The 18,451-nt window shown below is 60.8% G+C and carries 14 protein-coding genes; 7 read left to right on the forward strand and 7 right to left on the reverse strand.

Features of this window, described 5'->3' with window-relative positions:
• Positions 1 to 13: 13 nt before the first annotated feature.
• From AC6JBC_RS15990 to AC6JBC_RS16005, 4 genes are all read right to left on the reverse strand, one after another.
• Positions 14 to 1,300, reverse strand: coding sequence for a glycerate kinase type-2 family protein (locus AC6JBC_RS15990; RefSeq protein ID WP_498026461.1), 1,287 nt, complete (start codon positions 1,298 to 1,300; stop codon positions 14 to 16).
• Between the two features lie 116 nt (positions 1,301 to 1,416).
• Positions 1,417 to 2,649 (reverse strand): FG-GAP repeat domain-containing protein, encoded by a 1,233-nt coding sequence (locus tag AC6JBC_RS15995; protein ID WP_498026462.1) that lies wholly within the window; start codon positions 2,647 to 2,649, stop codon positions 1,417 to 1,419.
• Between the two features lie 11 nt (positions 2,650 to 2,660).
• Entirely contained in the window at positions 2,661 to 3,614 is a 954-nt protein-coding gene (locus tag AC6JBC_RS16000) for a sugar phosphate isomerase/epimerase family protein (RefSeq protein WP_498026463.1), read from the reverse strand.
• 28 nt (positions 3,615 to 3,642) lie between these two features.
• The gene (locus AC6JBC_RS16005; RefSeq protein ID WP_498026464.1) at positions 3,643 to 4,971 is read right to left on the reverse strand and encodes an MFS transporter; all 1,329 of its coding nucleotides are present in this window, start codon (positions 4,969 to 4,971) and stop codon (positions 3,643 to 3,645) included.
• A 127-nt stretch (positions 4,972 to 5,098) separates the two neighbouring features.
• Here AC6JBC_RS16005 and AC6JBC_RS16010 point away from each other — a divergent pair, with 127 nt between their 5' ends.
• The 7 genes from AC6JBC_RS16010 to AC6JBC_RS16040 all read left to right on the forward strand — a co-directional run bounded on the left by AC6JBC_RS16010 (position 5,099) and on the right by AC6JBC_RS16040 (position 13,899).
• On the forward strand, positions 5,099 to 5,596 hold the full coding sequence (locus AC6JBC_RS16010) for an RpiB/LacA/LacB family sugar-phosphate isomerase (protein WP_498026465.1): 498 nt from the start codon (positions 5,099 to 5,101) through the stop codon (positions 5,594 to 5,596).
• Entirely contained in the window at positions 5,593 to 6,534 is a 942-nt protein-coding gene (locus AC6JBC_RS16015) for a ribokinase (RefSeq protein ID WP_498026466.1), read from the forward strand. Before AC6JBC_RS16010 ends, AC6JBC_RS16015 begins: the two co-directional genes overlap by 4 nt.
• Before the next feature lie 25 nt (positions 6,535 to 6,559).
• On the forward strand, positions 6,560 to 7,723 hold the full coding sequence (locus tag AC6JBC_RS16020; protein ID WP_498026468.1) for a hypothetical protein: 1,164 nt from the start codon (positions 6,560 to 6,562) through the stop codon (positions 7,721 to 7,723).
• A gap of 30 nt (positions 7,724 to 7,753) precedes the next feature.
• Positions 7,754 to 10,237, forward strand: coding sequence for a TonB-dependent receptor (locus AC6JBC_RS16025; protein ID WP_498026469.1), 2,484 nt, complete (start codon positions 7,754 to 7,756; stop codon positions 10,235 to 10,237).
• 489 nt (positions 10,238 to 10,726) lie between these two features.
• Positions 10,727 to 11,740, forward strand: coding sequence for a helix-turn-helix domain-containing protein (locus AC6JBC_RS16030; RefSeq protein WP_498026470.1), 1,014 nt, complete (start codon positions 10,727 to 10,729; stop codon positions 11,738 to 11,740).
• 123 nt (positions 11,741 to 11,863) lie between these two features.
• Positions 11,864 to 12,196 carry a DUF485 domain-containing protein gene (locus AC6JBC_RS16035; protein WP_498026471.1) on the forward strand — a complete coding sequence of 111 codons (333 nt, stop codon included), beginning with the start codon at positions 11,864 to 11,866 and terminating at the stop codon, positions 12,194 to 12,196.
• Complete coding sequence (locus tag AC6JBC_RS16040; protein WP_498026472.1) at positions 12,193 to 13,899, forward strand: cation acetate symporter; 1,707 nt, start codon at positions 12,193 to 12,195, stop codon at positions 13,897 to 13,899. Before AC6JBC_RS16035 ends, AC6JBC_RS16040 begins: the two co-directional genes overlap by 4 nt.
• 152 nt (positions 13,900 to 14,051) lie before the next feature.
• Here AC6JBC_RS16040 and AC6JBC_RS16045 read toward each other — a convergent pair whose 3' ends face one another.
• The 3 genes from AC6JBC_RS16045 to AC6JBC_RS16055 form a co-directional block, all read right to left on the reverse strand.
• Positions 14,052 to 16,574, reverse strand: a complete 2,523-nt coding sequence (locus tag AC6JBC_RS16045) for a TonB-dependent receptor (RefSeq protein WP_498026473.1) — start codon at positions 16,572 to 16,574, stop codon at positions 14,052 to 14,054.
• Between the two features lie 130 nt (positions 16,575 to 16,704).
• Positions 16,705 to 17,256, reverse strand: a complete 552-nt coding sequence (locus AC6JBC_RS16050; RefSeq protein ID WP_498026474.1) for a GDYXXLXY domain-containing protein — start codon at positions 17,254 to 17,256, stop codon at positions 16,705 to 16,707.
• On the reverse strand, positions 17,253 to 18,419 hold the full coding sequence (locus AC6JBC_RS16055; protein ID WP_498026475.1) for a DUF2157 domain-containing protein: 1,167 nt from the start codon (positions 18,417 to 18,419) through the stop codon (positions 17,253 to 17,255). Before AC6JBC_RS16055 ends, AC6JBC_RS16050 begins: the two co-directional genes overlap by 4 nt.
• Positions 18,420 to 18,451: the final 32 nt, after the last annotated feature.

The raw sequence follows: 18,451 nt of genomic DNA on the forward strand, positions 1-18,451 counted from the left end.
TCCGCATGTGGGCTCACCCGTCGATCAGGATAGCGCGAAAATCATTGACGTTGGTGCGCGTCGGCCCGGTAAATACCAGATCTCCCAACGCGTTGAAGAAGCCGAAGCTGTTATTTTCACGCAGCATCCCGCTGGCCGACATGCCTGCGGCACGAGCCCGCGCCAAAGTGCTTTCATCGACGATAGCCCCCGCATGACCGCCCACGCCATCGATGCCGTCGGTATCGCACGCCAGCGCCGATATGCCCGGCGCTGCATCCAGCGACATGGCAAGGCTCAGCATATATTCGCTGTTGCGCCCGCCGCTGCCTGACGGATTGCCGACCAGCACGGTGGTTTCGCCACCAGACAGCAGCGCCCAGCGCCCGCCCTTCCGCTGATGATGCAGGGCGAGCGCCGCGTGAACAATGCCGAGTTCGGTCGCGTCCCCTTCCAGATCGTCGCCCAGATAGACGGGCTTATATCCCGCCGCCATTGCGACTTCCCCCGCAGCTTCCAGCGCCATGCGATTGCGCGCGACAATCCGCGTGTCGGCCCGCGCGAACTCTGGCGAACCCGGTCTCGGCGTCGCATGCCGATCGTCGCTCAACACCGCCATCACATTGTCGGGAACGGTGATGCGATAGCGTTCGATCACCCGCCGCGCGTCGGCCAGTGTCGTCCGGTCGGCAACGGTGGGACCTGAAGCGATCAAGGCTGGATCGTCGCCCGGCACGTCGGAAAAGGCCAATGTGACGACCTCCGCAGGATGCGCCAACGCGGCCAGTCGGCCGCCCTTGACCTGTGACAAGTGCGTGCGCACGCAATTGATCTGCGAAATGGTAGCGCCGCAAAACAGCAGCTCGCGCGTCACGCGGCGCTTGTCGTCCAGCGACACGCCATCGACCGGCAATGCCAACAACGCAGAGCCACCGCCAGAGATCAGCGCCAGCAATTGATCCTCTTCGCCAAGGTCTCGCACGGCGTCCTGGATCATCTGCGCCGCGCGCTGACCATGCTCATCGGGCAAGGGATGCCCGGCCTCGATCACGAGCGCGTCGGCGGGGAAGGTTCCGGGCGGCAGGCCGTGGCCGTAGGGCGTAAGGATGATCGTTTGCGTACCCTGTGGAGAGTGGCGAAGCGCAACATGCGCCATCGCGGCGCCCGCCTTGCCCACCGCAAGCACCAGCCGCCGTCCTTTCGGCGGGGAAGGCATATGCGAAGGCAGGCATCGTTCCGCAGATACCGCTGACAGCGCAACGTCGAACATCTCCCGCGCCAGCGCGATCCGCGCCTCTTTCATCTCCCCGCCGTCCGTCAAAACCTGTTCCTCACCGCCATTCTGTACTGGACTTACAAATCGGCAATGAAAGCTGCAATTTGCAACTTACGCGGAAACTACAATTCCGCCTGGCGGAACAGGAAAGCGGCCGCCCCCTATTTGCGCTTGCCCAACAGCAGGCGCGCCTGCGTGCCCCAGCTGCCGACGAACAGGTCCTCTACGCCGTCTCCGTTGACGTCGCCTTTTGCCATGCTCCAACTGCGCGCGACGGTCGCGGCAGGCATGACCGAAGTCGTCACGTCGGTGAAGCGGCCCTTGCCATCATTGGCATAGGCACGCAGCTGCAACGGCTTGAACCCCGGCACGTCGATCGCGCCAACGATCAGGTCGGGATCACCGTCATGGTTGAAATCCATCACCATCCCGCCCCAGCTGGAAAAACGGTTGGCAGGCAGGCGCGCCTTGGTTTCGTCACGGAACTTGCCTCGCCCCTTGTTGATCAGCAGGCGCGCTTGCGGGTCCTTGTCCCACTTTTTGTTGTTGCTGGTCAGGTTCAGGAACAGGATGTCCGGCCGCTTGTCGCCATTGGCGTCGAACACATGCACTTCGCGTGTTTCCAGCGGGGTCAGAAGCTGAAGCGCCTTGGGCGCTTCACGGAAATGTCCCTTGCCATCGTTCATCAGCACGCGATTGGGCGGACTTTCGTTCGCGACCACCATGTCCAGGTCACCGTCACCGTCCAGATCGGCAAGCGCGATGTCCTGCGTATCGTCTTCATAAGCGGGCAGGTTCGTCGCCGTCGCATCAATGAAAGTGCCGGGCTGTTTGGGGTCGTTCAGCCACAGGAAGTTCTGCCCCGACGCGCGCGGCTTGTTCCAACGCTCCTCCCCCGAATTGCCGATCACGATATCCGGCAGGCCGTCACCATTGACGTCGCCCACCGCAAGACCATTGCCCTCGCTCATTTTCGGCAGCTGATCCGAAGCATCGGTGAATTCGCCCCCCGGTCCGCCCAGAAACAGCTGGTGCGCATGATCTTCTTCCGCGACGAAGATCAGGTCGGGATAGCCGTCGCGGTTGAAGTCGGCGGACAGCACATGTTCGGTATCATGCGCCTTGGTGCCGAGCGCGCCCTGCTTCCAGGTGAAATGGCCCTGTCCGTCATTGATGTAGAGCCGGTTCGCACCCATTTCGACCGCGATCGCCGCGTCCAGATCGCCATCGCCATCCGCATCCACCAGCGCGACGTCCAGCGCGTGGAGATATTTGGAAACGGGCACATGCGTGTCAGTCACATCGTCGAACAGTAGGGTTGACGCCGCATTATCCTGCGCCTGTCCCGACACGGCTGCGGCGATCAGTGAGGCGAAGATTGCCGTGCGAGTCATCAAGCGATGGTTCATCGCGCAGTCTCCAGCGTGCGAAGGTAGGCAAGGCTCTTGTTCAGCGAGTCGATGCGCGCGCCGGGGAATGGCGGCTCCTGCTCGACAAAGAAGTTGCGCACGCCCGCAGTCTGCGCCGCCTTCAGGATGGCGGGCCAATCCATCGTGCCTGATCCCACCTCCGTCGGTTTCTGTTGCATATGATAATTGACCTGGGTCCCAGACGCGATGTCCTTCACATGCATTTGGGTAAAGCGCCCGCGATAGCGTTTGAGCCAGGCGACCGGGTCCTGCCCGCCCGCCGCCAACCAGCCCGCATCCATTTCGAAATCGACGATGCGCGCGTCGGTCTTTTCCAGCAGGATATGGAGGCCGGTCTTCTCCCCAAGCGGAGCCAACTCGCCATTATGATTGTGATAGCCGATGCGAATGCCCTGCTTCTTGAGGACGGAACCCTTTTCATTGAGGAAGTCGGCCATGCGCTCATAACGCTCGGCCGGAACCGGCGGGCCGCCCGGCTTCATCAGTGACATGAAGGACACCGGCGGACCCCATTTCGGGTCTTTGGGGAACTGGAACAATGGCAACACGGCGTTGCGTGATCCCAATATGTTCAGATCCTCGACCAGCTTGTCCAGATTATCGAAGTTCAACCCTCTCGCGCCGGGCACCGACGATGAAGCCGCGACATGGGCGCTGCGGCATTTCAAACCTGCCTTGTCCAGGGCGGCGCGGAACTGTGTCGGTGTATTACGGTGCAGCGAGGCAAGCTCCACCGATCGCACACCTGCCGCAGCGATTGCGGCGAGCGTGCCGTCAAGGTCACGGTGCAGGTCGGGTTCGAACATATAGAGCTGCACGCCCGGACCATCTTCCCCCAGCAGGGGAGCAGATTTCCGTCGCGCAGTCGCAGGAACACCGGCTGCGAGCATCAGGAGAGCAGAGGATTTGAGCAGGTCACGACGGTTCATTGGCAATCTCTTTCAGCTTTTCGAAGTTTCAGGCTAGCGCGGCCTGACGGCTCGCCTCTCGCAGGGATGTTTCAGGGTAGCGCATCATGCACAGGACTACGCCCAGCGAAAAGAGCGCTGGCACGATGCCTATCAAGCTACGCAGCGGCAGGGCGTTGCGCGGGTCAGCGGCATGGGCGGGATCGAAGCCCAGCCAGGCGAGCAAGAGGAAGGCTAGGCCCACGGCGAGCCCCAGCGCCAGCTTCATCGATCCATTGAGCGTCGCATAGAGCAGCCCGGTGCGATCGACGCCGAAGCGCGCACGCGTAGCGTCGGCGACATCGGCCATCAACGCACGGGGCAGGAACCAGGCGATCGGGATGCACAGGCCGAGCGCCGCGACATTGGCCGCCGTCAGCCAGAAGGCATTGGCGGGCTGCATCGCCATCCCCAATTGCAGCAACGCCTGGATCAACGCGCCCGCCTGCAACGCCCGCGCCTTGCCGATACGCCCGGCCAGCTTGGCGAACAATGGCGTCCCGGCAAAGGCGGCGGCATAGGCGATGAGGATCAGGGTGCTCGCCACCGCCCGGTCGAAACCAAGCTGCCCCATGTAGAAGAACAACGCCACCGCATTGGCGACGCCCGTGGACAAGGCGATCAGCAGGTCGGCCAGCACCAACCGGACAACCGGCCCTTGCGAGAATAACGCGATATAATCCCGCATGGCGAGCGCCGCCTGAGCACCTGCCGCAGGTGGCTTTTCCGGTGTGGTCCGCAGCGCCAACAGGATCGCTCCCGGGATCAAAACAATCATTACCCAACCGGCTGCATGCATCCCTACCGCCGGATCGCCGGGATAGGCACTGGCGACGACCGGCAATATGGCGAGGATCGAAAACTGCCCTGCGGTCGCGAATACCTGCCACCAAGCGAAAATGCGGGTCCGCTCCGTGGATTCCGTGGACAGCGTCGCCGTCCAGGCCAGATGCGACAGCACGATCATAGAAAAGCCGATGAAGGCGATGAACAGCCACGCCCAAAGATAAGCCATGCCGACCCCTCGCTCCGCCTGAAACAGGGCGTAAGTCGACAGCATCAGAATTGGCGCGCTCGCCGCCAGCCAGGGACGGTAGCGCCCCCAGCGCGATCGCGTCGCGTCCATCATTCCGCCGAGCAGCGGATCGATCATCAGGTCCAACACCCGCACCGTCATGAAGGCCGTGCCGACCGCACCGACCGGCAGAGCCAGCGCATTGGCGTAAAATTCGGGCAGGAACACCGTGACCAGCGTCGCATAAGCCTGGATCGCGAGCGCGGTGACGCAAAAGGCCGCCAGCCTTCCCCGCCCCATCGCTTCCTCCCTGCCACGCGTCATTCGGTCCTCCCCCTTGATCGGATTCCAAACTGGTAATACCACAGCGCAGTCAAAGCGCCAGTGGGCAGGTTCGATTCTGTCGGTGAAATGCTGCGAAAGGGGCACTGGCGGGGATTTCGGGGGATCAATGCACAAGCCAGAAACATTGTCGGGGGACGAACAGCATATACCTTTCCGGGACGTCATAGGCTTCGCCAACGACCATGCCGGTTTCCCGCTGCGCCCGCCAGTTTTGGACCTGCTAGGCCGCCACAGCGGCCGCATCATCGACGTCGGCGCGCGATCGGAAGAGCCAGTGGACTTTCCCGACATCACCCGCCGCGCGGTCCAAACCATCCTGGATGGGGAGACCGATCGCGTCATCCTGCTGTGCGGCACGGGCGCGGGAGCGTGCATCGCCGCCAACAAGGTTCGCGGCATCCGCGCGGCCGTCGCGCACGACACCTATGTCGCTCGGCAGGCGGTGGTACATGACGACGTCAATGTACTGTGCATAGGCGCGTGGATCACCGGCCCGCAGATAGCCCTCGACATCATTCGCCATTTCCTGGCCGCGCAGTTCAGCAACGAAGAGCATTTCCGCCGCCGCGTCGCGAAGCTCGCATCGCTGGAGCAGGGCGGATGACGACGGCGCGCGCGGGCAAGGTCGTGGTGCTGGGCAGCGTCAATCTCGACCTTCTGGTCACCGCTCCGCGTCTCCCCTGCGCGGGTGAAACCGTGTCAGGGACAAATCTGACCCGTCAGCTGGGCGGCAAAGGCGCGAACCAGGCCGTCGGCGCAGCGCGTGCGGGTACGCATTGCATATTGTTGGGCGCGGTCGGTGCGGACGAGGACGGCGCGCAGATGGTCGCGGCGCTTGCCGATCATGGCGTCGATTTGAGCCGGGTACGCACCACTTCCTCCCCCACCGGTTGCGCGCTGGTCGCGACATCGCCGCAGGACAATCAGATCATTCATGTCGCCGGGGCAAATGCGGATGTCGATGCCACTTTCGCCGAGATTGATCTTGACCCGGATGATGTCTGCCTCGCCCAGATGGAAACGCCCGTCCCCGCCACGGTCGCGCTGTTTCAGCGTGCTCGAGCCACCGGAGCCTGCACCATCCTCAACGCTGCGCCTGCATCAACCGCCGCGCGTGAGCTGCTACCGCTCTGCGATCTGCTGATTGTCAATGAAGGCGAGTTGGCCTTGCTGACGGGCGCTGGGGGCATACCCGTGCTGGACAACGCAGGATTGCTTTCGAGCAAGACCATGCTTGGCTTGGAACATCGTCAGACGCTGCTGGTGACATTGGGCGCGGACGGCGTGGCGATCGTTGCGGCAAGCGGCGTTCAGCGCATAGCGGGTCGGCCTACAGCGGTGGTCGACACAACCGGAGCAGGCGACTGTTTCTGTGGTTATCTCGCCGCCGGCCTCGCGCGGGGCGATTGCATCGAACATGCTGCGGCGGAGGCCAACATGGCGGCATCTATCGCCGTTCAGTCACTCGGCGCGGCGGCTTCCATCCCGGATCGCATTGCCGTGCTGCATGGTCTGGATACGACCATTGCCCACACCAACTAGAATATTGAACGCAAGGAGCCTGAACGTGACGAACCTTTCCAAGCGCAGGAAGCCCAGCATTGCTGCTCAACTTCTGAGCGCAGCGCTGTTGACCGCTATCCTGCCGCTGACGGCAGCGCCTGCCGCCACGGCCAAGGATACGAAGATCGACTATCTGACCGACCCCTGCCATCAGGAACGCCTGCTGGACTGGGGCAACCGGCCCAACTGGTCGCCCGACGGCCGTCGCATTGCCTTCACCAAAGACGATCTGGTCGACAGCCCGGCCTATGAAATCGACGTGCGCACGAAAAAAGTGCGTTGCCTCACCTGTAAATTCGGTGAAACACAGTTCGTCACGCGCATCTTCTACCTGCCCGACAACAGCTTCCTGATCGAAGCCGCGCCGGGCATGAAGGGGGGCAGCGGCGGCGCGGCCGATGCCACCCGGACCCAGCTGTTCTGGATGTCAAAGTCGCTCGCCCATCCGGTTTCGCTCAACAGTGGGGCGATGGGCGACATCGCCATAGCGCGTGCACCCAACGCCGATGGATCGATCAACCTATCCTGGTCGCGTCCTTCGGCCACTGGCCTCGACCTGACCGTGGCCCGGCTGGTCCGTGACGGCAGGACTGCGCGGCTTGCCGACATGCAGGCCGTCTATAGCTATCGCCCCGGCCAGCCTGGCCCGGCGAGCTTTCCCGAGGCCTATGACTTCATCGATGGCGGGCGCAGCGTCATGTTCTGGACCACCGAAATGGCGGCGCTGGACAGCGAAATGTACAAAGTCGACATCGCAACCAAGACGGTGAGCAAGGTCTATTCCACCCCTTCCCATAACGAAACCCACGTATTTCCCGACGAACGCTATGGCCTGGAGGAAGCGAATATCCATTCCGATCCGGATGGCCCCTATCGCGGAATCAGCGGGCATATCAGGCCGGGCGTCGAGCAGATTTTGCGCTTCAAGGGCGAAAGCCATGCGGCGGAGATCGCCGCAGCGAATTCCGGCAAGGGCTTCGATATCTTCGTCATCACCATGGATGGCAAATCACGCCGGGCGCTGACAAACGTCAGCCGGTCCGGTGCACAGGCCCATCAATCGACGGTTTCCCCCGACGGCCGCCGCATTGCCTTCGCGATCAAAGACCCCTCCGGAAAGTCGGGCCATCAGGCGGGACTCTATATCGGAACGTTCGGCAAGAACTGAGGATGATTAGAATTCGCGTTTCCGTTCCACATGGTGGAATGGCCGCTTCTGGAGATGTTCTCGCCCTTATATAACCCTGAATCGCTCAATGTCCGAACAAAAGGTTTCGGGGTTAAAATGGAGGGGACTATGAAGAGATCAAGAGGTCGTAATCTTATACAGCTGTTGAGTTGCGCTTGCGGGCTGGCCATTGCCAGCGGCGCGGCTGCGCAGCAAGCTGATCAAGGCGCTGCCGAACCGAATGCTACCGAGATCATCGTTACAGCTACACGCCGTAACGAGACTTTACAGCAAACGCCGCTGGCGGTGAATGTCGTGTCGGGACAGGACGTCGCCAAGCTCAATCTGTTTGACGTAAAGGAAATTCAGAACATCGTCCCCGGCCTCACGCTGGAAAATGGCGACGGCCGCAGCAATATCGCAACCTTGCGCGGCATTTCGTTCAATCCTGACAGCGGTTCGAGCGACGCAGTCCAAGTCTATTTCAATGAAATCGACGTCGATCCCAATACTTTCTTTAGTGCGATCTACGATATCGGCCAAATTCAGGTTCTTCGTGGTCCCCAAGGCCTGTTCCGCGGCAAGGTTTCCCCCGCAGGCTCGATCGTCATCGGCTCTGCCCGTCCAGACCTTAGCAAGCCGACCGGCTATGCCCAGGCCGCAGCCAGTGATCTGCACGCAACCAACTTCCAGGGTGCGGCTTCCGTGCCTATTATTCAGGACAGCCTCGCTATCCGCGGCGCGCTTCTCTATGACCGCAACCGTGGCGGCCAGGTCAAGAATATCGACGGACGCAAATCCTACAATGAAACGATGAGCGGCCGTATTTCGCTCGCCTGGGAGCCTTCATCCGACTTCCGCGCGGACCTTGTATATCAGTATCTCTGGACGGACACACGGCCGTTCCGTGCGGTGTTCGGCCCAGGCAACCAGCCCAGCCCGAACAGCTTCTTCCCGCTGCGCAGCGGCCCCGCAATCAGCCTCAACGATCGACTCGCAGTCAGCGAAGGCGCCCTGCGGTTTACCAACGAAACGCATCTGGTCACCCTCAACACCAATTATAATTTTGGTTGGGGCGAATTGGTATTCAATGGCGGATATCAAAAGACACGGCTGGAACAGCAACGCGACCAGGACGAAGGCAATGCGGTTCCCGGTTATCAGCTGAACCAGCATGTACACACGCCTTACGATCTATGGACGACGGAGCTTCGCCTCCAGTCACCTAGCGGCTCACGCCTGAATTGGGCAATTGCGGCGAACTACGATTATTCGAAGTTCAACGATGTGCGCGTCAATCAGAGCAACGACGCGTTCTTCACCGATCCGTTCGGCTCGATCTTCCCCGGCATGACCGGCCCCGGTCCAGTGCCTCCGCAAATCTTCGTGTTCCCTGTCGATGTATCCGTAATCTTGCCGATCCTCAGCAAGTCCTATGCGGTGTCCGGTCTGTTGGGCTATGAGGTGATCGATGGTTTAACCATCACCGGCGGCCTTCGCCAGACCTGGGGAAAGACCACGCGTTCGCAGCGGCTGATCATCCCGGCCATTGGCGTAGATACCACAACTCCAAGCGTAGTGAAGCCAAGTGCCTTGACAGGGGGAGCATCTATCAGCTGGAGGATCAATCCGGATCTGAACGTTTATGCGAACTACGGCCGGTCCTTCCGCCCTGGCGTCGCCGCGACGGGCGTTTCGACACCGCTTGATCCACAATATCTCCAAACCCCTGACGAAACGTCCGATGGTTTTGAAGTCGGCCTGAAATCCAGCCTGTTCGACCGTAAGGTTACGCTGAACATCGCGGCCTTCTACCAGAAGTTCAAAAATTATGTGGACTTTGCACCGGGGCTTACGACCAACTCGTCCCGTGTCCCCGGTGCTGTCGATACAGCGACGGCGCCACTACCAACCTTTGGCGATGCCATCAGCAAGGGCATTGAGGTCCAACTCGGCTTCCAACCTTCGCAGTGGGTCGATTTTAACGTGAACGCCACTTATGCTGATGCGCATTACGACAACGCCCAGCTTTATTGTAACGACTATAATGGCGACGGCATCCCGGATTCGATCGGCACGCCCAGCGTTCCTGGGACCGAGCAAGTCGCGGTTTGCGCTCGTAACGATCGTATCGCGGACGTTCCGAAATTCAGCCTGTCAAGCAATGGCGAAGTCCGGTTCGGTATGGGCTCGCTAACCCCGTTCATTCGCGGGCTCCTGTCCTATCGTCCAGGGTTCAAGTCTGAAAACAGCAACTACACCTATCGGGACTTCACCAAGATCGATTTGTTCGTCGGCCTGCGCGGCGAAGATCGTTGGGAACTGAACCTGTTTGTGAAGAACCTGCTCGATCAGACCCGCGCACAGCGCGTGTCGCAAGGAAACTTCCAGGTCGCAACCGGCGCGTTGCCCGGCTTGGAATCGTTCGGCACCCTATCGTTCGACTCCGGTTATCGCCTGGCGAACATCACGGCGCCGCGCGAATTTGGCGCGACACTACGCTTCAACTGGTGACCGACTGGCCGGGGGATTGCTTAGGCGATCCCCCGGTCACTACTGCCCACGCCTCCCCCAATCTCAAGGTTCAGCGACGCCGCGCTGGACCTTTCTTGTTTAAGGCCTCCCACGCAACATTTGCGAATTCACGCATTGAAGTGCGCCGATGATCTTTCGGGTTGAGCGCTCGGAAAGGCGGTTGATCAGTCGTCTGCCACCGCGTGCAGTAGCGCCCGGAAGCTATCCGGGCGCTACGCCCCCTTTAAAGCACAACTCATCTTCACACCGAATTCGGTGGGTAGATCAAATATTTCGCCGTCCATTTCCATGATGTGGAATGGGTGCCATCGTGCCCCTCATTGACTCCCTTACATCGTTAGATTTTCTTGGCGGCGAGAAGAGAGGATGATGGACAAGATCGTCGTGCACGAAGCCGCGCCCCCAGGAGGATGCGATCAAGACCGTGGCCCGCTTTCCAGCGACATCGGGCAGCCAGGCCATCACATCGTGGCGCGCCTTCTTCGCCTTATCGCACGACGCGGGGGAAATGCGGTCGGCGTCTTGAGGGTCAACGGGTTTAACGAGCCGCTCGACCGGTTTCTGACCGCCACCCTCCCGTCTCTGGACATCGCCAGCCTGCAAAAGCTTTCGTCCCGTGCCAGCGTGGAACTGTCCGATATGCAGGCCTACGCCACCGGACGGCTCCCCTTTCGCGGTGGCGACTGGCGCCTGCTTTTCTACTGCCTGGTCGGTAGCCGCACCCTGCGCGAAGCCATCACGCGGACGGAGGAGCTGCTGCTGGCAATCGACGGGCGAATGGGCAACATGACGTTGAAGCGGACAGGCGGACAGGCCTGCCTGACATATACGGGCGCGCGCAGCGATGACGAAGAAATGGACTTCATCGTCATTCTTCACGGCCAACTGATGTTCCACTCCATTTTCAGCTGGCTCATCGGCAAGCCGCTGGAAGGCACACTGGCACTCGATTTCCCCGAATTCGCCCGACGGCATCTGGACGGCGAGCTGCTGCCGTTCGATCTGCTACTCAACGCAGACCAGCTGGAAATGCGCTTTGCGGCATCCCTCCTCGATCAGCCGGTCATCCGCACCATGGCCGATTGCGAAGCGCTGCCGACGCTCAATTTCCTGTTCGGGTTGCGGACGGGTGAGGATCCGCTGGAGATCGTCCGCCGTTCGCGTCACTTCATGGCGATGGCATTGCGAGAAAGGCGCAAGCTCCCCTCACTCGAGGAACTGGCCCGGCACCTGACCGTGGGGGCGATGACGCTGCGGCGCAGGCTGCATAGCGCTGGCACCTCCTTCCGGACGATCCGGGACGAACTGCGCCATGAAATGGCCGTCGACATGCTGACCAACAGCCGCTTGTCGATAGAGGACATCGCCGAACGGCTCGACCTGTGCGATTCCAACGCGCTGCGTCGCGCCTGTCGCGGATGGACCGGCATGGCCCCAACCGAATTCCGCCGCAAATTGCTTCAGCTATCAGACGGCGGGTGACGCTGCTTTCACGCTCCAAGCGACGGACTCCCGCGCTTCGTGAAGATCTTCCAAATTGGGCAGACGCTATTGCAATCATGGGCGCCGCGCCTAGCATGATGATATTGCAGGGGGAGCAGTGTAATGAATGCGCGAGAAGATGCCTTGGTCGCCAGCGTGGCGGCCGATCAGCGTTATGTTGACCTGGTGGCAAGGCGATCGCGTCTTGGCTGGTGGCTGTCCGCCATCATCTTCCTTGCATTTGTCGGCTATCTGCTGCTGATCGCCTTCGACAAGGCAGCGCTTGGCGCACCGATTGCTGGTGGCGTGACGTCGGTCGGAATACCCGTCGGCCTGGGCCTCATCCTTCTGGCGATCGCGCTTACCGGAATCTACGTCGCGCACGCCAATCGTCATCATGACGAACAAATGGCCGCAATTCTTCAGGAACACCGCCGAAAGGAGCATAGCGCGTGAGGGGGCGTTTGCTGGCGATCGCCTTGGCTTCCGTGACGCTGGCCCCGTTCCCCGCTTTTGCGGCCGCGCTGGAAGGACAGGCTCAACGCCAACCCGTCAACTGGATCGCGATCTGCATGTTCGTCGCTTTCGTCGGGCTGACGCTGTGGATCACGAAGGTCGCGGCGGCGCGCACGCGCACAGCTTCGGACTTCTACACGGCAGGCGGAGGCATTAGCGGCTTTCAGAATGGCCTCGCGATGGCGGGCGACTATATGTCGGCGGCGTCCTTCCTTGGCATTTCAGCGCAGATCTACTTGGATGGATATGACGGGCTCATCTATTCCACCGGCTTTCTGGTGGGCTGGCCGATCCTGCTGTTCCTGATGGCGGAGCGGCTGCGCAACCTCGGACGCTTTACCTTCGCCGATGTAGCCTCCTACCGCTTTGCCCAGCCGCCGGTGCGCAGCTTTGCAGCGGTCAGCACGCTTCTGGTCGTCAGCTTCTACCTGATCGCACAGATGGTGGGGGCAGGACAGCTCATCAAATTGCTATTCGGCCTGCCTTATGCGGTTGCGGTGGTGATCGTTGGCACGCTGATGATGCTCTACGTCCTGTTCGGCGGCATGCGCGCGACCACCTGGGTCCAGATCATCAAGGCCGTGCTACTGCTTGGCGGCGCCACCTTCATGGCTGGGATGGTGCTGGCGCGGTTCGGTTTCTCGTTGGAGGCGCTCTTCGCCAGGGCCGTTGAGGTCAAGACGGCTGCGGCATTCGATGCGGGCGCCAGCGCTGCCGATGCTGCTGACAAAGGGCGTTCGATCATGGCGCCGGGCAATTTCATCAAGGACCCGGTGTCCGCGATTTCCTTCGGCCTTGCGCTCATGCTGGGCACGGCGGGCTTGCCCCACATATTGATGCGCTTCTTCACCGTTCCTGATGCAAAGGAAGCGCGCAAATCGGTGCTGTGGGCGACCGGCTGGATCGGCTATTTCTATATCCTCACCTTCATCATCGGCTTTGGTGCGATCGTGCTGGTCGGAACGCAGCCTGCCTATCTTGACGTCGGAGGCTCGCTGCGTGGCGGAGGCAATATGGCAGCGATCCATCTTGGCCATGCGATCGGCGGGAATCTCTTCCTCGGCTTCATATCCGCCGTCGCCTTTGCGACTATTCTTGCGGTGGTCGCGGGACTGACCCTGTCGGCAGCCTCTGCGATCAGCCATGACCTATATGCGACCGTGATGAAACATGGCGCGGCGGAACCGGCTGACGAACTGCGCGTGTCGCGTTTGACCACGCTGGCGCTGGGCGCGTTGGCGGTGTTGCTCGGTCTTCTGTTTGAAAAGCAGAATGTGGCCTTCATGGTCAGCCTGGCCTTCGCATTGGCCGCGTCGGGCAATTTCCCCGTGCTGATCCTTTCCCTTCTCCGGAATGGCTGCACCACGCGTGGCGCGGCAATGGGTGGCACGATTGGCCTGCTTACCGCTTTCATCCTCACGCTGCTGTCGCCGACGGTCTGGACAAGCACCTTTAACCTTGGTCCGGCTCCTTTCCCGTACAGCTCTGCTGCTATATTTTCAGTGCCGGCTGGCTTCCTTGCTATCTGGCTGATCTCGCATTTCGATCGTTCATCACGCGGGGCAATCGATAGAGCTGGCTATGCGGCGCAGCGCGTACGGGCCGAGACCGGCATCGGCGCCTTCGCCGCTAGCGAACACTGATCGGTGCGGGGCTTCCGGCACCTGTCACGGTCGGCTTTTGGTAGAACATCGAGCGCCGGAACAGATCGGCCGGTCCAACGCAAACGCTGTTGAATCGGCCGGGGATACTGAACGGGGCGGCCGTCATGACCGCCGCCCCCGTTCTTTAAGCCCTATTCTCCGCCGAAACGATAGCGAAGCTTGAGGCCATACATGCGCGGCTCACCATAGATCGTCGCCCAAGAGAGCAACGAGCCACCCTGGTACACGTCTGTGTTGCTGATCCTGTAGAGCTTGTTCGTGGCATTGGTAACGTACAAGCCTGCATCCAGGCCGGAACCTGCGATGTTGTTCCAGTCCAGAGACATGTTCAGCAAGCCGAAGGCGTCCAGCTTCTCGCCCGGCTGCTGCGGCGCAACGACCGTTGCTTCGGTATGCTGCGACGAATTGTGCGCATAGTTCACGAAGAAGGAGAGGTCTCCCAGTCGTTCCGCTATGGGCAGGTTCACCGCCACGTGGAAGCTGTAAATGTAGGGCACGACATACTGACCGGGCAGGCAGGTCAGGTCCGTGGGCGTCCCAGGCGGCAGTGCCGTGCCGGAACAATCCGCCAGGAAGCCGTTCGATGGCAATGTATATTCGGTATATTTAAAGCGCGTGTAGCTGAAATTACCGCCGATCTCGATGGGCTTCCACGGCCGGATGGATGCGTCAACCTCTACACCTGAAACATGGGCCTTCGCCGCGTTGATCCGCGCGCCGCTGGCCAATGTTACGGGGTTAAAATCGCCAGTCGCCTTTTGGATATTCTGGTAATTCAGATAATAATAGGAAGCATTCAACCGGGCAGGCACGCTGGCGATCCGGAAGTCCGACTTGAATCCAGCCTCATAAGAGGTGACCTTTTCCGGTTCGAACGTGCGGGTGGTTTCGCGAACCGCGTAAGGATTGAACCCGCCTGCCTTGTAGCCACGGCTGACCTTTGCAAACACCATCAGGTCGCGGATCGGCTTGTAATCCAGCCCGACGAGCCAGGTGGCCGCCTTGCTCTTCAGCGAAGCGGTGAAGTTACAATCCGAAATCGCGTCCACCAATGTCGAGTCCGCCGAGCAGATGAACTGTCCGGTAAGAGTGGGCGTATAGCTTTGTGAGAAGCCTTTGATCTTGTCCCAGGTGTAGCGGAAACCGCCGGTAAGCCGCAGGCTGTCGAGAGACGGCGTCATCGCTCCGAAATCGAATGTGCCCTGCGCATAGAGCGCCTTTGAGGTCGTCGCGACATAGCCCGGCGTTGCGTTCGCTACGCAGGTGGGCGGGATACCCGGAAGGGGGGTGCCAGTCAGACCCGCCGGACAATAGTTGATGGCGCTGCCCGCCTGATCGCCGTCAGGCTTCTGGCTGTAGTAGAAGCCGCCCGCCGTGAAAGTCAGCTTGTTGTCCAGGTAGGTGCCCTGAATCTGGAATTCTTCGGTGAACTGCTTGTAGCTGTCGCGCGGCAGCGTAACCGGCGACGTATTATTATAAACGACCGGCGTGCCGACGCCCGGCAGCGTGACCTGCCCCGGTGCGGGCAGCTTGTAGGGATCGACATCATATTGCTGCAAGACGGTGCCGTCGCCGTCATAGCGGTAGAAGCTCTTGAACTTCTGATAGCTGACGATGTTGCGCAGGACGAGTTCGTCGTTGAGGTCGAAGGACAGGGTATCCGTGATGCCCCAGGTCTTGGTCTTCTGATAATCATCAATGCCGTGAGCAGTTTGGCGTGGGCCGAGCGCATCGGCTTGTGCCGTGGTCGCGCGATAGACGTCGCACGAAAATGGCCCGCTCGTCGCGATCGGCGTGTTGGAGCAAAGCCCCAACTGAGCGAGGCCGGCGGTGCCGTCGATATTGAAACCCTTATGGATCAGGCCCGTGCCGTTGAAGCGCGAGTAGGAGCCATAGGCCATCAGGTAATTTTCGATGCGCTCGGTCGGGCGGAAGGTGATGCCGATACGGCCCGAATACCAGTGCGTGTCGTCGCGATCCTTGTTCCAGATCACGTCATGGGTATAGCCGTCGCGATCATGATAGGCACCGACGACGCGGACGAGCAGCTTGTCCTCGACCACGGGCACGTTGATAACGCCCTCAATCTCCTTGGCGTCGTAATTGCCATATTTCGCAAGCAGCGATCCGGAAAAGTCGTTCGTCGGCTTGTGCGGCACGAGAAGGATCGCGCCACCAGTCGTGTTACGGCCGAACAACGTGCCCTGCGGGCCGGCGAGCACCTGAAGATTTTCAAGATCGACGAAGTTGCCGGGTCCGCCCTGCTGGCTGAGCGTGATCGGGGCAGGCAGCGGCACTTCGTTCAGGTAAAGGACGACGCCCGGCGACGCCTGGAACGTGGCCCCCTGGCCGCGCAGCGTGAAGGTTTGTGAATCGCGTGAGCCCTGCCCCGCGGACCCCACGACCAGGGACGGGACGCTGGCGTTCAGATCCTGCGACTGGGTGATGTTTTGTTGTTGAAGGCGTTCCGGCGAAAAAGCCGTAATCGCGATGGGCACGTCCTGCGCGCGTTCGGCGCGGCGTTGTGCCGTCACGATGATGTCGGCCGTTGCACCAAGCGGGGTGCCTGACGCGTCCTGCGCCAAGGCAGGTGTGGCTATCAGAACCGCGCATGAGGCTACGCTGTTGAAAAGCAGTGCGGAATGCTTCTTCAAAATCCCCTCCTATTTTAGTTCGCCGCCTTTGTTCAGGCGGTCGATCTTCAGAGTAGAATATGGAAACAAACTACGCAATTGAGCAATACACAATTGTGATGCACTTATGTCACTATTGCGGAAAGAATGATCAATCTGGGTGCTGACGCTTTCGGAATTCCAGGTTTACCGGTCGCATGACCCCATCTGGCCTGATCCTGACGCGCACCAGACCCTGCTCGTCCGCGTCCGCCAATCGGCGCGACAAAGACAGCGCATTAGCTTGCGACGTGAACAATATGCCGGAATCCAATCCCCGCACTTCGCGCCGCGTGCCAATCGAAGCACGAACGATGACCGCGCACCCCCTTATTTGCTGAGCATCGGGATGACCTGAAATAGGATTTAATTCGCGAACCCTGACAATGTGCGGCACGGTGCCCTCGATGCATAGTTGATGGGCAAGTGATGCATCAAAGGAAGTGTTACCGTCGCGCGGAACCTCCACGGGCCAGTCATATCGATATTGAATATAGTGTCCGCGCAGCAAATCCCTTGGATCATAACCTCGAATGGGAATGAGCCATTCTTGCCCTTGCTGCGCAAGGCGATAGGTCGCGATCCAGCTGTAAGCCAAGGCCATGATCGGCAGCAGCAGGGCGGCAGCGAGCAGTAAGCGGGGCGATGGCGCAAGCCTCTTCATGCCACCATCCCTTCCGCCGGTGCATAGCGTTTCGAGATACGGACGGTCGACCACGCCACCGCAATGGCGAAAGCCCCGGAAAATATAAGACCCGCCCCGCTTTCAAGCAGGCTGTCATTGAGTTCGAAGCTAAGGATGATGATGCGCAGCGCCACCAGCGCGATCGCCCCCTGGAACAGGCGCCGCCACCGGGCGAAGATGGCCGCTGCGGCCATGGCGCCCCACAGAATGACGAAGAATAGCGCTCCGATCCAGGGGCTGCGGATGGCGCCATGCAGATCGACCAGCAGAGCCTGCGCGAAATGCAGCAGCGCCCCAGCGGCCAATATTCCCGCCGTCGCTGCCCCCGATCGCGTTGGCGTGACGCGGAATATGATCGCGGCGGCACCGAGCAGGGCCAGACTTTGTATGGCGATGCTGCCGAGGACAGCGTGGGTCCGGCTGCCCCAGCCGCCCGCTATGATGGCGATGCTGATGCCCGCAAGGATCAGGATGATCGCCAGCTGTTCCAGCAAGCGCCAGAAGGCGGGCCGATCACTCCGGTCCCGCATGAACGCGGCGAAGACAGCCACCGCCATGGGCGGGCAAACGATCAGTCCCCAATAGAGTGTTGGAAAAGCAGGTTGGGATGCATGCTGCCCCCATGCCCACGCATGACCATATTCGTCGGCGTGAGACCATGCCGTGCCGACTACCGCCGCCAGCCAGAGGCCCGCGACCGGCCAGCCTCTGCCATAGAGAAGCAGCAGCGGCGAAAAAATGGCCAGCCATGCCAGCAGCGGCTGCCAAAGCGGCGAGGAGGTCTGATACACCTGCCCGACATGGCCAAAGAAGGCGAGACCCAGAACCGCGGCCACGAACAGCAATCCATCGCTGAAATAATTGTTCTTCGCCGCTGCCCGGGGCAGATACCACCATAGCAGCGCCGCAAAGCCGGTCATCAGGGCGAAGTGGATCGCCAGACGCGTCTCACCGGGTATCGCGTCCCAATTCGCGGCGACGACGGAGATGATCCCCAAACCGATCGTCAACGCACCGAGGCCGACGATCGCCCACAATCCAACAGGCCGACTACGGGCCAACTCCCACGCGCGAATTTGTTCGGCAGTATGGGCGTCGATCAACCCCGCGTCCTGCCACGCCTCCAGCTGCCGTTCGGACATGGTCTAATCCCCCCTGTTCAGCATCCGGGCAA

It is taken from the genome of Sphingobium sp. RC1, assembly GCF_059738765.1.

Coding starts and splice junctions, on each gene's coding strand:
- AC6JBC_RS15995 (WP_498026462.1), bottom strand. CDS start 2,649: ATGACTCGCACGGCAATCTTCGCCTCACTGATCGCCGCAGCCGTGTCG.
- AC6JBC_RS16000 (WP_498026463.1), bottom strand. CDS start 3,614: ATGAACCGTCGTGACCTGCTCAAATCCTCTGCTCTCCTGATGCTCGCA.
- AC6JBC_RS16005 (WP_498026464.1), bottom strand. CDS start 4,971: ATGACGCGTGGCAGGGAGGAAGCGATGGGGCGGGGAAGGCTGGCGGCC.
- AC6JBC_RS16010 (WP_498026465.1), top strand. CDS start 5,099: ATGCACAAGCCAGAAACATTGTCGGGGGACGAACAGCATATACCTTTC.
- AC6JBC_RS16015 (WP_498026466.1), top strand. CDS start 5,593: ATGACGACGGCGCGCGCGGGCAAGGTCGTGGTGCTGGGCAGCGTCAAT.
- AC6JBC_RS16025 (WP_498026469.1), top strand. CDS start 7,754: ATGGTGGAATGGCCGCTTCTGGAGATGTTCTCGCCCTTATATAACCCT.
- AC6JBC_RS16035 (WP_498026471.1), top strand. CDS start 11,864: ATGAATGCGCGAGAAGATGCCTTGGTCGCCAGCGTGGCGGCCGATCAG.
- AC6JBC_RS16050 (WP_498026474.1), bottom strand. CDS start 17,256: ATGAAGAGGCTTGCGCCATCGCCCCGCTTACTGCTCGCTGCCGCCCTG.
- AC6JBC_RS16055 (WP_498026475.1), bottom strand. CDS start 18,419: ATGTCCGAACGGCAGCTGGAGGCGTGGCAGGACGCGGGGTTGATCGAC.